This is a genomic window from Seonamhaeicola maritimus, assembly GCF_008056315.1.
Classification (GTDB): Bacteria; Bacteroidota; Bacteroidia; order Flavobacteriales; family Flavobacteriaceae; genus Seonamhaeicola; species Seonamhaeicola maritimus.
Genome location: NZ_VRKQ01000010.1, coordinates 187227 through 201209, shown reverse-complemented (window position 1 = coordinate 201209; position 13983 = coordinate 187227). Strand labels below are relative to the sequence as shown.

The following is a 13983-nucleotide window of genomic DNA, read 5'->3' as shown; positions in this document are numbered from 1 at the left end:
TGAAAATTTCGATATCTATTGAATAAAGTCTACTCCATGAGAAAAACTATTATCATTTTATTATTAATAACCTTTTATAATTGCTCTAAAACAGATGATACGGGCAATGTTTGTACTTCAGACTGTACTACTTTACAAGGCAGGTTTATTACACTAAATAATGTCGGAATTGAAGGAGTAAAAGTTTCCTTAAAATATAGAATCCCTGGAGGTCCTTTTGGTGGAGGTTCTATAAGATACATTGTGAAAACCGAAACGGATGAAAATGGATACTTCCATCAAGAATTCTATATTAAAGATAGTGAATTAGGTGAATCAGCTGATGGATATTTTATAATAGATTACGATGATTCTAGCTTAGACGTTTCACAATATATTTTATCTGACAATTTAATAGGCACAACGACTCAACCTCTTCTTGGGCAAGCAATTTATTCAATTAATTCTCGTGATACAATAATTGGCAACACATGCTATTTACCTAAAAAAACATATGTAAAAATCAATTTAAATAATTTCGTTCCAGTACAAGATGGAGATATTTTCGAAGTTCAGTCACTGTACCCCTTTGGATTAGATATAGGTTATAATCAATTTCTTGACTCCAAATACACTACTGGGTCAAGTGGTTTTAGTACATTCGAAGCATCGGAGGTTAACAATCAATTTAATGTTTTTGTTGCCGAAAATGAAAATAATATCATAAGAATACTAAAAATAAAAAATGGAATAAGCACACCAGTCGATTATACCATTTATATACCTACGGACAATAACATTGAACTGACTTATGAGTATTAAAAAACGATTTACAACATCGTATAAAAATAATGCTTAAGTTTAATCTTAAATCAAGAGGTTAGTACGTGTTTGGTCACTCCGATTTTCCTTCGGAAAATCCTCGCACACAAACACGCAACATTTCATATACATAAACGTTGTACCCAATTATGACAAGACCTTTACAATATTTATTTTTAGGGTTTTTATTTCTGATAACTCAACAATCCTTTGCTCAAACAAACAATGACATTTGGATTTCTTCGTATCTAAAAGAAACGCAAAAAAACAAAGAAGTTGTTGACCTATCGGGAGAAGAAATTAAAATGGTAAAACTTGATTCAATCCAAACAAGTTTTTATTATCACGAATCTTACTTATTACTAGATTTCTTGGATGATAATTATGTTATAATTAAGGGTATAGGAGAAAAAGACCTAAAATGTAAATACACAATTAAAAGAGGAAAATTAAAAATAACTTTTGATAAAGGAAAAATTAAAGGTTATGTAACTGAAAAACTTATAGTATTCAAAGAAAAAGTTAGTAAAACATCAACAAAAGAAATATTTTTTGAGAGAATAAATGAGTCACATTTGACTGATTCTCAAAAATTAAAAGAAAGCTTCTTGGAGAATACTAATTGGACTATTAATGCAGATATTAATTCTTATAATTACGGAACTGAATTGCACTTATTGAATGATAATGAATTAAGAATCATACAAATTAACGAGGATTATGGATATAATAATTGGGGAAATTGGAAAACAGATTTATATAAAAACCATCTTTTCCTAATATATAATGATGTGATTAGACCTGAAAAAAGAGTCTACCATTTTTATAGAACAAATAACGACACATTAATCGGAAATACATTTGAACATTCAAATTTCACTGAAAAACCTAAATTGACTAATATCAAACTCTCAAACACCAATTTTTTAAATAATACTCAATTAACAGTACTTGAATCAAAGTTGATAGGAAATTGGCACGCAATTAATAATCCAATTCCGTTTGACCCAATTTTCGGTTCAGACACTTTAACAAACGAGAAATTTGAAATTATCTTCGATGAAAATAAAAAATTCAGTCTATTAAAATCAGGAACTCTTACTAAAGATTCCATTGTCTCTGATAAAAAATTCATACTTAAAGGCAACTGGAAATTAGACAAATCAGGTAAATTTATTGAGTTAATCGATGATGACAACTCAATTAGACTTATAACACTATCAAAACTGACTGAAAATGATTTAGAGATATTTTACAGGATAAGAGCTTTAGACGAAAATTTATTTAGTAATCGAATAATAAAAATGAAAAAATAACTGGGTACAACAACGTATAAAATTAATTGCTAAGTCAAGCTTACTTACGAAAATCCTCGCGGATTTTCTATTCGGTTTGTATTTGCTAAATTAGTCGCTTAAACCACGCAACTAATCTTATACAAACCGTTGTAAAACATTAGAACGAAATCCTAGAAATGAAGAAAAATCCGAAACTATTTTCAATTTTAATCACTCTAATCGTATCTGCGATTTTAGGATATATAGAAATTGGAATTTTTAAAGAATATGGTTGGACTGTATTTCTTGTTATTCCATTCATAATTGGATTTCTTCCACCTTTTATTAATGGAAAATTATCAGAAATAAGTAAAAAAGAGAGTTATAAATTAAGTTTTCTAACACTCGGAATTGTTTTAATTGGACTTTTGATTTTCGCAATTGAAGGAATGATTTGTATTGCAATGTCTTTGCCATTAATCGCTTTATTAGTTTGGCTTGGCTCTTATTTAGGATTTAAAGCAAACTCTGGAAAGTGGATAAATCCGACAAATACAACAATTGGACTTCTTATCATTTGCGTAAGTTCTATGAGTTTCGACTATGTTAATGAACCTGAAAACTTAATTCCTGTTAGAACGAAAGTTATTGTTAACTCAAATATTGAGAATGTTTGGAAAAACGTTGTGACTTTTGACAAAATAGACGAACCAACTGACTGGATATTTAAAACTGGAATTTCATATCCAACAGACGCAACTATTAAAGGAACTGGAATTGGAGCAATAAGATATTGTAATTTTACAACTGGTAGTTTTGTAGAACCAATCACAACTTGGAACGAACCGAATTTATTACAATTTGACGTAAAAGAACAACCAATTCCTATGAATGAATTTAATCCGTTTTGGGAAATTCATCCACCACATTTAGATGGTTATTTCAAGTCATATAAAGGTCAATTTAAACTTACCAAAATCGGAGAGAATAAAACGGAATTAGAAGGAACGACTTGGTATAAAGTAGATGTTACACCAGAAATTTACTGGAAAACTTGGTCTGACTTTATAATTCACAGAATACATAAACGAGTATTGAATCATATAAAAATAGAAACTGAAAATAAATAACGTTTTACAACACCGTATAAAATAAATTGCTAGTTCTAGCTTACGTACGAAAGTCCTTGCGGACTTTCTATCCGTGATTTATTTGCTAACTTTAGTGCTTAAAACACGCAACTAATCTTATACAAACACGTTGGCAATAATTAGAAAATGACAAAACTACTATCAATTTTAACATTAGGAATTCTTTTAATAAATACCAATCCTATTACCGAATTAAAAATTAATAATCCACCGACGAAAGAAGAAGCTAAAAAATTAAATCGTTCTCATAATGAATATGAAATATTCTTAAATGACAAAGGGGATGTTGAATATCGAGATTATGATTATAAGAATATTAAAGGAACTCAATTACCGTTTAAGATTACTCCAAAATCAGGAAAGCAAGTAAACCTAAAGATTAAAAATGGATGGCTAGTAGGATTTGATGTGGGAGAATTTGGTGGAAGTTTATTTTGGTTTAATGACAAGGGAACAGAACATAAAAGAATAACAAGTGGAAATATTAAAAACCTATTTGAAATAAATGGAGAAATTTATGCTACAGAAGGACTAGCTCACATGACCACGTCTAGAGGACAAATCCTTAAAGTTAAAAAAGAGTATGATAAATGGACGGTTGAGAAAAAAGTTGATTTGCCAAATGCACCCTATTCAACCACATTGACAAAAGATAATGAGTTTCTAATAGTGACTTCAAAGGGACTTATAAAAGTAAATAAAGACTTTGAAATAGAAACTCTTGTTGAAGAAGGGTTTTGGCGGTATTATTTATATCCAAACTCAATTTTGATTAAAGGACAAGATATCTATATAGGAATGCGAGGAGGTATCTTAAAAACTCGAATGAATAAAATTGAAAATCAGGAATGGTTGACAAAACAATAACTATTGCCAACACCGTATAAAAATAATGCTTAAGTTTAATTCTAAATCAAAAGGCTAGTGCGTATTTGGTCACTACGATTTTCCTACGGAAAATCATCGGACACAAAACCGCACTATTCTTATACCAACCGTTGTACACAAGCACACAAAAATGATATGAAAAAATTAATCACCGTTATTATAATTACTTTATCATTAACTGTATTTGGACAGGATAAAAAGGAGATTTTAAAGATAATGAATGACTATACTGATAATTATGGGAAATCTGATTATAGTCACGAATATATTGATACAAAATTAAACCCAGCCTTACTGAAATTAGAAAAAATCACTTGTGATGGAAAAGATTTTGGATTATTGAATAGCTTTTTAAAAATGCTTATTAAAACAAAAGGTTCTGCAAATGAATTGCCTGCTGACGTTTTAGCTGGAATCTTTATATGTAAACCAGAAGCGGTACAGAAATATTTAACACAAGTATACAAAGATGAATATTTAAAGAACATTCTGGAATTTGGATTTGGTAATAGAACCTATAAAAAAGAAAATGAAATTGAAAACTATTCAATCCTTAAAGAAAGATTGGATAGATTGATAAAAACTGAATAAAAAGCCAGTGTACAACAACGGCTAAAGTTAATGTGGGCTTGATTTCTAATCCGATGTTTTGTGTATATTTACTAGGTCGCTAAACCCTTTTCGATTTAGCTTTTGATAACAAAATTAAAAACTAAACAAAAAGGCTTCAGCTTAGTGCGTTCTCGATAAATCTCTGATTTATCTCTCCCACACTACCCTTAGCCAGAGCCGTTGTATGTAATGTTACTCAAACACTATAATTAGAATTGTAAATGAAAAAAATTAAAATTACTTCTCTTATTATTTCATCCCTCATCTTAAATAGTTGTTTGAATTTAAGGTCTTGTCCTGAAGAGATTTCTGGAAAATTTGTTTGCAAAAATAATCCAAGCGCCGAAAATTATTTATTGTTAAATAAAGATGGAACATTCGAACACTTTTATAAAGAGGACAGCATAACGCTTAAACAAAATGGAACTTGGAAAAGAAGTAATGATGGTTATTGCAAAATAGAGTTAAGCGAATGGAATAGTTATAATGAAAATGGTGCCGATTTTGAGAAATTCGGAAATGGACTCTTTTGGATTAATGGAAAATATCTCGATATGACACCCGACGGAAATTCACGCTCAAGTTTTGAAAAATCTAAAAAATAAAAACACACTACATACAACAATGTTTAACCGCAATTACGGCGGATTCGACTACGTCCGAATCCACTCAGAATTGCGAGCGTCAGTGCTAAATCGAAAAATAGTAATTTTAAACCCGTAACTGACGGTTATACTAGACCGTTACCAGCAATTTTCAACAACTACTAATGAATTCACTTAAACCTCTGCTGATTATTTTTTTTATATCAATTTCGGCAATTGGACAAAATAAATGGGCAGAAACTCATTCGATTGTAAATCCTGTAACACTTAACGACATAAAAGTTTACGACCTAACACCTGAATTAGTTACGAACTTATTTTCAAAACCAAAAGAAATAAAAACTATTTGGAGTGAATATCATGACGAAAATATGGTCTATTATATTTACGAAAATTCATATTTTCAATTCTGGCCTAATAACCTTCTACAGGATTTAGAAATCAGGGACAAAAAAATAAACAATATCTCTGTTCAAATTAACAATCATTCAGTAGGAGACTCTTTAATTAATCTAAAAAGAGATTATTATAAATCGACCTTGAATATGAGTGATAATGAAGTTAGTATTCACTTAATATCATCGGACTTTTGTATTACTGGTAGTATAATAACTTTTAAGATTGCAAACGACCTTATAGAGCATATTAAACTAATTGATTTAAATTAAAACAACAGCAGGTAACAGCGGCTATAATTCAGCGTTATTTTTTAGCTAAACAAAAGAACTTTTCTTACTTTTAAGAATGATTTCAACTGCGGACAAAACCTGCGGATTTTTCCACGCCGAAATCATAGCCCAAACGTTGTAACCAATATTGAAAAACGCCTATGGGAGCTTGGGGAACAGGAATTTCTTCAAATGATATTTACGAAGACATCAATTATGAATTCTTTGAATTGTACAATCAAGGAATGGAAGTTTCTTCCGTAACAGAAAAGTTATTAAAAGAAAATAAAGAACTGATTGACTCTCACGAAGACCAAAATAATTTTTGGATTACCATAGCAAAATCTCAATGGGAATGTAAAGCTCTTGACCCAAAAATCTACAATCGAATTAAAGACATTGTGGAATCTGAAAAGGACATTGAATTGTGGAAAGAACTTGACGCCTCAAAATCGGATTTGACAAAGCGGAAAAAAGTATTAGAAAACTTTCTGGAAAAAATATCAACCGAAAAGAAAACTGCACGAAAGAGAAAGGTTAAGAAAAAAAGAGGTGCGATTTTCCAAAAAGGAGATTGTTTAATATTCAAATTAAGTGATGGCGACTTCTGTGGAGCATTCGTACTTGAATCAGAAAAAGAATCGGAATTCGGACTTAATTTGGTCGCGGTAACCGATTTAAAAAAGTCTGACAAACCGACTGAACAAGATTTTGAAAATGCTAACATTTTGTTTGGACTTGAACAACAAATAAATAAAGAGTTCAAACCAAAAGAAAAAATAAGTTGGTACTACGCTCAACATTATAAAAAAGCAGAAATTGAAATTGAGATAGTCGGACAATTAGAGGTTGACAAAAGTTATTCATCTTCGAGACATTATCAAAGTTTTTCAAATTGGGATAACCTGAAATTATTTCAAGACAGTTATTACTCTGACTTGGAAAAAAATAAGTGTGACGTGAATGTTCCACTAAAAAGTTTAAGAAAAAATACTGGTTACAACAATGGCTATAATTCATTGTGGCAACGAGTTAAAACAAAGTTTAATTTATAAATGAAAGGTCTGGATTTCGGCGGAATAATCCTGCGGATGATTCCACAACGAAATCATAGCCGATACCGTTGTATGCAATTAAAGAAAACGTAAATGATACAAAAACTGCTTTTGACCTTAACCATTCTGACTTTCCTTTCATGCGGTAATGAGTCGGATAAAATGATTTACAAAACTAAAGGTGGAGAATTTGCCTCTGAACAAGGGAACTTTATTGCCGATTTCCCAACTAAACCAGGATATTCCGCAATTGACAATCAAATTGGATTGGATAAGTTTCAACTTCACTTATTCCGTTCTTCTTTAGGTCCAAATAAAATATTCTCAATAGAATACAACGACTATCCAGAGCATATGATTAAGTCAATGACAGACGAACAAATTTATTCGCAAGGAGTTACTAACTTTTCTAATAAAATGGCCGAAGCGTTTAAATTGGAATTTCAAGAACCTATTGAACAACATGGATTGAGTGGTCATTATTTCGTTCTGAACCTTAAACAGAATGCAATCGAGAAGGGAATCAAAGGACATATTCAAGGCAAACTATTTAGAAACGGGAATAGAGTTTACACGATTACGTATATCGGACAGGATGACAAAAATGTGGATGTCTTTATGAATTCATTTCGACTGATAAAATAACTGCATACAACAACGGCTATAATTCATTGCTTCGGAATTTTCTACCGAAAATTCCTTCCTTTTCGCTAAGTTTGTTTTACGGCGGAAAATCCTAGTGGATTTTCACGCAACAAACCATAGCCCAACCGTTGGCTGTAATTTAAATGCATGTAAATATTAAAATAAATAATATGAAAAAATCAATTCTTTTAAATTTATTACTTTCATTTAGTTGCCATTTTATATTTCTTGCTTCCACCTTTGGACAGAATACAAATGTTGATACCAATGGCAATTTACCAGTTGTTAGTGATGAAATTTATCGCTCTATTGTTCAATTTTATGACTACGATTCCGATATACCATTAGATGCAGGAATTGTTGGCAGTCAGAAGCTTCCATACGGAACCCGAGAAAAAATTATTTTTACAGGGGTTAATTACAGTCGAGTACCATCCTATTTAGTTATTCCGAAAAATGGTGCTAGTTCTCATCCAGTTGTTTTAATTGTCGATGGTATATTTGGTTCAAAGGAACGCTGGTTCGATGATATGAGTTGGCCAAAAGGCGGTCAGGTAACGAAGGCATTGCTTAGCAATGGTTTTGCTGTAATGATTTTAGATGCTGTCTATCATGGGGAGCGTTCAGCTGAGAACGATTATGAAGGACCTTCACTTAAATATCCTATTGCCGCAAGGAATATGATTATGCAAACTACGTGTGAATACCGTCGTGCTATAGATTATTTATCAACTCGTAAGGAAATTGATTCTACTCGAATCGGTATGTTAGGACTTAGCATGGGTGGTTTAATTACATTTCAGATGACAAGCGTGGATTCACGAATCAAAACAGCAATAGCAGGAGTGACGCCACAATTAAGGAATCCTAAATATCAACCAATTGAATCCGCTACGTTCGCAAGTCGTGTTCAATGCAACTCATTTCTTATGTTTATGGGGAATAAAGATTCGTGGTATACAATGAAGGAAGCCTATCAGCTATTCGAACTCATTCCAATTCAAAAGAAAGAATTTGTAGAATATGATACAGGGCATAAACCTCCTGTTGAATATATTGAAAAAGTGACTGATTGGTTTGTAAAGAACTTAAAATGAGATAAGAGAAATTAGAAAACTACAGCCAACATTTTGTATAAGTAATGGCAGGATAAGTGCTAATAATCAAGGTTTGTAGCCCACTCAAACCACATAGTTGTTTGAAAGAAAACTACCATGCAATCTGCCACTACTCATACAATTTACCGTTACCCACAATATGACAAAACTCACGCGCACCCTGATTTTAATATTCATTCCTTTAGTTTTTTTATCGTGTAAAAAAGATGAAACTAAGGAATTGAAAAATCGGATAACTATTCTTGAAAAGAATTTATCGGAATTAAAAGACTCAATTTCAAAATCAAAAAAAGACAAAATATCTCATTCAAATATAATAGTACAAACATCTAAGGAGAATTTTAAAGTTAATGAAAAAACGAAAGTGAAATTTGTCTTCAATTACTTAGAGAATATTCCTGAATATGATGTTTACCAAATATTGAATGATGACAGTCGTAAATTGATTATAGAAAATCTTTCAGTTAATGAATTCGAATATGAGTATTCTCCAACAAAAGAGGGATGGAATCCGATTAAATTAATGACCGTTTTTAAGTTCGGAAATGAAAAAATCGAAGTACCTGTGTTTAGTTCTATTAAGGGGGAAAAATAAAATACTGTGGGTAACATTGTATATAAAAAATTGCTATTTTTAGCTTAACCTATGTTAGTTGCTCGTTTGCTAGCTTCTGATTTTCCTTCGGAAAATCCTCGCACACAAACCACGCAACTTTCCGTATACGTAACCGTTGGCACACATTAGGAAAAACGACATATGAAAATTTATTTAACCATAATTATTTTAATTTCAACTTTCAATTTGTTCGGTCAAAATTCGGAACTAAAGACAATTAAGCTTTCAGAAATAAAACTTTGTGAATTAACATTATCTGAATTAAAAAAACAGGATGAAAATTTGAAAGAAGTGGAATTAATAGAAATGGATTTATGCTCTGATGGTTTTGTTCAAGATGCTCGATTTGAGAATAGAAAAGGATATATTTCAAAACTTTACAATGGAATAATTTTCCAAAAAGACAGAGATACTGAATTAATTTCGAAAATAAGATTAACGAAAGAATTTAAAGGAAAATTACCAGATGGAAACTATATTGACCTTTCAAATTTGACAGCGGAAAAAGTTCTTGAAAAGTATCCGAAATTTAACACTTGGAGTTCAAGAGGTTGTTCAGACTATTGGAGTCTAACTGATAAGTCTATGTATTTCTATGTGGCAATTGACGAAACGAAAGAATCAAGATATCCAATAGACGAAAAATTCTATCTAACAAAATCAATTGAAGGAATTGATATTGTATCAAACTGTTATGAATTTATTCAAAACAATAAAAAAGAACCGTTGATAATTTTAAACGGAAAAGAAGTTACTAAAGCCGAAATTGAAAAATACAAACCTGAAGATATCGAATCGGTTACAGTTTTAAAAGAATCTGCAATTGAAAAATACGGAGAAAAAGGAAAAAACGGAGTTATAATAATTAAAACAAAATCGGAAAAATAACGTGTGCCAACACCGTATATAATTTATTGCTAGTTCTAGCCTACTTACGAAAATCCTCGCGGATTTTCTATTCGGTTTGTATTTGCTAAATTAGGTGCTTAAAACACGCAACAAACCATATACAAACACGTTGTACGCAATTTGAGAAATGAACATCAGAACTACATATTTCATCATTTTTTTAGTCTTATTTGGATGTAGTGACCCTTCATATCAAATTACTAAAGAAGGAATAAATAGAGACAAACCGATTCAAGACGGATTTGACTTGATTGAAATATTCGTAACAGAATTTAATGAAGAAGGGAGACCGACAAAATATACTGATGGAACATCACTCTTTTGTGGACCAACAAAAGGATTTTCTGGACATTTAGGCGAAAACGTATATAATCAAACAGAAAAAAGTTTGATTTCTAAAAATCGCAAGAAAATGGACACCATAATGACTTTGAACGGAAACTCACTTGGCGGAGAAGAACACGACAAAAGAATTATGGAATACATTGATAGTAAAAATCTTATTGACAGTATTATCAGTGAAAACTTTCCGTTTGAAGCCCAAAGAAAAATCAGATTTTTTGAAAAAAGTGAAAATTACAAGTGGGTTTTCACGAAAGACGGAGTGGCTGACCTAAAATTTTACGATTATTCGAAAAATGTGTTTGACACGCTACCTACGGACTTGAAAAAGAACCAATGGTATCTTTTAAATTTTTCTAATGCTTCGAATATAATTGACAAAGTATTTTTTAGAATAAAGGAAAACGGAGAAATTGAGCAATTTGACTATTATAAAGTTATAATGGGAGTATGAAAAAACTGCGTACAACAATGTATAACCGCAAAAACGACGGATTCGCCTATGTCCGAATCCACTTGGAATTGCTAAAGTCTGTGCCAAATCAAAAATTAACACATATAAACCCGTAACTGACGGTTGTACTAGACCGTTATGCGTAAGTTGAGAAAAACTGAAATCTGAATGAAAAAAAGATTGCTGAAAATATTAAAACGAATTTTAATAACAGTTTTGATTCTATTTGTTATTGTGTTTATATCGAACGAAATTGTCTATAGAACTTCAATTCCAGAAAACTTTGAGGAATCAAATTGGAACGGAAAATGGAGCAGTTCTGAGTACGCTCTTATTAGTGGAAAAGTCCTAACTACAATTCCAGAAAAAAATAACACGGATTTTAAAAGCGAAACTTTGATTTACTATAATCTTTGGAGTCTTTATAAACCTGGACAAAATAAAATAGTGGAATTATCAGGTAACTTTTCGGAATCTGATATTAATGGAAATAATTTAGCACAAAAAAGAAGACCAAATGAACGTGTTCAATCCAACCCAAGTTTTTTTAAAGCTAAATTATCTTTTGGTAACGGACAATTAATCGAATATGGTGGAATTAAGGACAATGACGGAATTGAAATAAATGGCGAATATGATTCTAGTTTCCCAATGGACAAAGGAACTTTTGAATTGAATAAAAAATAAAACCTACGCACAACATTGCATAAAAATAATGCTTAAGTTTAATACTAAATCAAAAGGTTAGTGCTCTTTTGGTCACTCCGATTTTCCTATGGAAAATCCTCGGACACAAAAACGCACTATTCTTATACAAACCGTTGTATGCAATGCCAAAAAAAAAACTAATTAATTTAAATGAATTATACTGACAGCAATTGCATTAGAATTGATTGGAAAGAAGAAATTAACGAAACTGTTTCTTTACTTACTCAAAAATGGACTGAGCATCAGAGTGTTTTTTCTGAAAGTAAATTTAAATTACTTTTTGACAACTATAATTCTGAACCTACAGACGAATACCTACTTGCTTTAGGCCAGGAATTAAGTACATTCAACCTTGCTCTTTATAATATAATAGAAGATAGTGACTCATATTGCTTGGTGCTAATAAAAGAGGAAAATAAAATAGACTTTGAAAGGGAAAACAAAAAAAATAAAATCTCTTTTCAACTTCAAAAACAACCAAGAAAAAAATGGGGTACATCTGCAAAACTAATAAACCTATCCTCACAAATCCCTTTTGAAAAGCAATCTATAAAAGGTCATTTAAAATTAAACTATCCATTATCCGTCTGTCAAGAAAGATTTTACACAAAAGGTGGTGGTTATGAAAAAAGCAAATATTATTTTATTGACACTAAAATATGGCCATTAGAAAAGTTTGAAACTAAAGCTGTTAATTATACTGATTCTTCTATAACGAACAATTACCATTGTGCTATATTTAAGAACGAACTTGATAAAACTGGAACTATTAAAATCAGTAAAACTCCATTCGATATCAATACTTGGGAACAAGTAACTTCTACTGATAAAATTCCAACTTTAGCTTTTCCTTTTTGGGTTAATAACGACCTGTTAATCTTAGATAAAAAAAATGTTTGGCTGGTCTCTTCTGTAGCCACTGGCAATAGAAAATGTAAAAAAATATTAGAAGTAAATACACCTCGAAGATATATCCACGGAGAATTTCCAAGAGTATTTAAAACAGGAAATGGTGATGTTTATATTCTTCTTTATTTTGTCTTTTACAAATGGGAAAATAGAAAACTTATTGATACAGGATTATTTGCAGAAGAACATTCTGACTTTAGTGTTTTTCAAACAGGCAATAATCGAGTTGTTTATGTTTCAAAAGGAGACTTAATCGAAATTGATTTTAAAACTAAAAAAACAAGAAAACGAACTTTAGAATATATGGATTCAAAAACCAATATTAAAAAGTACTCAGAGGATTGGGCTGTATTAAAAAGGTTTGGTAGAACGAGTAAGTCAGTAGATTTAGCTCAATTTTGGCATCCTAAAACAGACACTTGGATTCGTATGCCTTTGGGTAAAATCGGGACATTTGGGGTTTCTGATATTTTTTTACACCCAGATAAGTATACTATCATTAAAACAGGAAAGGAGACAATATTAAAAATAGACAACCTAATTGAAAAGCTAAAATTAGAGCCCAAAAACATACTCAAACTTGATGATTGGGATGAATACTGGAAACCTGAACTTGAAAATGCTAAAAAAGAAAAAACATTAAACTTTTGGTCCAGTATAAAAAAGAGACTAAAAAAATAACACTGCATACAACACGGTGTATAAAACATAGCTAATAAGTGCTTAATCGAAAGGTTTGTGTATATTTAGAAAGTCCGCCAAATTTTTAATTTGGATTTTTAAAAGAGAAAAATTAAAAACAAAATATAAAAATTCGGCTCTGTGTTAATCCGAAAAGTTCGTGTCCTTTTGCACGCTACGTTTCATACACAAGTCCGTTGTACACAATGCAGGAAAAATGAAAACGAAAAGAATAATTGGAATTTTTTGGTTGATTTTTGGTGTTCTATATTTAATATCTGGTTTTGGTCTTATATATAAATATTCTCAACCAAATGTTCTTTGGTTTGTAATGATTCCAATTATTATAGCTTACTCAAAAATCATTGGTGGAATATTATGTCTTTTAATTGGAATTAAATTTTCAAAAACTGAATCACAGAAAGATTATTCAATTTTATATCTAATTATCCCATTGATAATTTACTCGTTATACGGAATGTTACGATTCGGTGTTTTCACTATATATTATTCTGGTGAGAACCTACTTTTGTTAATTTTAATT

At 30.8% G+C, this 13983-nt stretch carries 15 protein-coding genes; all 15 read left to right on the top strand.

Features of this window, described 5'->3' with window-relative positions; all coding sequences use genetic code 11:
- Positions 1-36: 36 nt before the first annotated feature.
- Complete coding sequence (locus FUA22_RS08975) at positions 37-801, top strand: hypothetical protein (protein WP_147767630.1); 765 nt, start codon at positions 37-39, stop codon at positions 799-801.
- 149 nt (positions 802-950) lie between these two features.
- On the top strand, positions 951-2117 hold the full coding sequence (locus FUA22_RS08970; RefSeq protein ID WP_147767629.1) for a hypothetical protein: 1167 nt from the start codon (positions 951-953) through the stop codon (positions 2115-2117).
- Positions 2118-2275: 158 nt separating this feature from the next.
- Positions 2276-3208: an SRPBCC family protein gene (locus FUA22_RS08965; protein WP_147767628.1), complete on the top strand. Its 933-nt coding sequence runs from the start codon at positions 2276-2278 to the stop codon at positions 3206-3208.
- Positions 3209-3355: 147 nt separating this feature from the next.
- Positions 3356-4096 carry a hypothetical protein gene (locus FUA22_RS08960; RefSeq protein WP_147767627.1) on the top strand — a complete coding sequence of 247 codons (741 nt, stop codon included), beginning with the start codon at positions 3356-3358 and terminating at the stop codon, positions 4094-4096.
- A 156-nt stretch (positions 4097-4252) separates the two neighbouring features.
- The gene (locus FUA22_RS08955; RefSeq protein WP_147767626.1) at positions 4253-4708 is read left to right on the top strand and encodes a hypothetical protein; all 456 of its coding nucleotides are present in this window, start codon (positions 4253-4255) and stop codon (positions 4706-4708) included.
- Between the two features lie 242 nt (positions 4709-4950).
- Positions 4951-5334, top strand: coding sequence for a hypothetical protein (locus tag FUA22_RS08950; RefSeq protein WP_147767625.1), 384 nt, complete (start codon positions 4951-4953; stop codon positions 5332-5334).
- Between the two features lie 164 nt (positions 5335-5498).
- Entirely contained in the window at positions 5499-6002 is a 504-nt protein-coding gene (locus FUA22_RS08945) for a hypothetical protein (protein ID WP_147767624.1), read from the top strand.
- Between the two features lie 161 nt (positions 6003-6163).
- Entirely contained in the window at positions 6164-7057 is an 894-nt protein-coding gene (locus FUA22_RS08940; RefSeq protein ID WP_147767623.1) for a hypothetical protein, read from the top strand.
- Between the two features lie 93 nt (positions 7058-7150).
- Positions 7151-7702, top strand: a complete 552-nt coding sequence (locus FUA22_RS08935; protein WP_147767622.1) for a hypothetical protein — start codon at positions 7151-7153, stop codon at positions 7700-7702.
- Between the two features lie 170 nt (positions 7703-7872).
- Complete coding sequence (locus FUA22_RS08930) at positions 7873-8799, top strand: alpha/beta hydrolase (protein ID WP_170309883.1); 927 nt, start codon at positions 7873-7875, stop codon at positions 8797-8799.
- Positions 8800-8959: 160 nt separating this feature from the next.
- Positions 8960-9415 (top strand): hypothetical protein, encoded by a 456-nt coding sequence (locus tag FUA22_RS08925; RefSeq protein ID WP_147767620.1) that lies wholly within the window; start codon positions 8960-8962, stop codon positions 9413-9415.
- A 162-nt stretch (positions 9416-9577) separates the two neighbouring features.
- On the top strand, positions 9578-10324 hold the full coding sequence (locus tag FUA22_RS08920) for a hypothetical protein (protein ID WP_147767619.1): 747 nt from the start codon (positions 9578-9580) through the stop codon (positions 10322-10324).
- 148 nt (positions 10325-10472) lie between these two features.
- Positions 10473-11141, top strand: a complete 669-nt coding sequence (locus FUA22_RS08915; RefSeq protein WP_147767618.1) for a hypothetical protein — start codon at positions 10473-10475, stop codon at positions 11139-11141.
- 168 nt (positions 11142-11309) lie between these two features.
- Positions 11310-11828: a hypothetical protein gene (locus FUA22_RS08910; RefSeq protein WP_147767617.1), complete on the top strand. Its 519-nt coding sequence runs from the start codon at positions 11310-11312 to the stop codon at positions 11826-11828.
- Between the two features lie 171 nt (positions 11829-11999).
- Positions 12000-13439 (top strand): hypothetical protein, encoded by a 1440-nt coding sequence (locus FUA22_RS08905; RefSeq protein WP_147767616.1) that lies wholly within the window; start codon positions 12000-12002, stop codon positions 13437-13439.
- The last annotated feature ends 544 nt before the right edge of the window (positions 13440-13983 follow it).

Bases quoted from the DNA above. Each gene is read 5' to 3' on its own strand.
- FUA22_RS08975 (WP_147767630.1), top strand. From the start codon at position 37: ATGAGAAAAACTATTATCATTTTATTATTAATAACCTTTTATAATTGC.
- FUA22_RS08970 (WP_147767629.1), top strand. From the start codon at position 951: ATGACAAGACCTTTACAATATTTATTTTTAGGGTTTTTATTTCTGATA.
- FUA22_RS08965 (WP_147767628.1), top strand. From the start codon at position 2,276: ATGAAGAAAAATCCGAAACTATTTTCAATTTTAATCACTCTAATCGTA.
- FUA22_RS08960 (WP_147767627.1), top strand. From the start codon at position 3,356: ATGACAAAACTACTATCAATTTTAACATTAGGAATTCTTTTAATAAAT.
- FUA22_RS08955 (WP_147767626.1), top strand. From the start codon at position 4,253: ATGAAAAAATTAATCACCGTTATTATAATTACTTTATCATTAACTGTA.
- FUA22_RS08950 (WP_147767625.1), top strand. From the start codon at position 4,951: ATGAAAAAAATTAAAATTACTTCTCTTATTATTTCATCCCTCATCTTA.
- FUA22_RS08945 (WP_147767624.1), top strand. From the start codon at position 5,499: ATGAATTCACTTAAACCTCTGCTGATTATTTTTTTTATATCAATTTCG.
- FUA22_RS08940 (WP_147767623.1), top strand. From the start codon at position 6,164: ATGGGAGCTTGGGGAACAGGAATTTCTTCAAATGATATTTACGAAGAC.
- FUA22_RS08935 (WP_147767622.1), top strand. From the start codon at position 7,151: ATGATACAAAAACTGCTTTTGACCTTAACCATTCTGACTTTCCTTTCA.
- FUA22_RS08930 (WP_170309883.1), top strand. From the start codon at position 7,873: ATGAAAAAATCAATTCTTTTAAATTTATTACTTTCATTTAGTTGCCAT.
- FUA22_RS08925 (WP_147767620.1), top strand. From the start codon at position 8,960: ATGACAAAACTCACGCGCACCCTGATTTTAATATTCATTCCTTTAGTT.
- FUA22_RS08920 (WP_147767619.1), top strand. From the start codon at position 9,578: ATGAAAATTTATTTAACCATAATTATTTTAATTTCAACTTTCAATTTG.
- FUA22_RS08915 (WP_147767618.1), top strand. From the start codon at position 10,473: ATGAACATCAGAACTACATATTTCATCATTTTTTTAGTCTTATTTGGA.
- FUA22_RS08910 (WP_147767617.1), top strand. From the start codon at position 11,310: ATGAAAAAAAGATTGCTGAAAATATTAAAACGAATTTTAATAACAGTT.
- FUA22_RS08905 (WP_147767616.1), top strand. From the start codon at position 12,000: ATGAATTATACTGACAGCAATTGCATTAGAATTGATTGGAAAGAAGAA.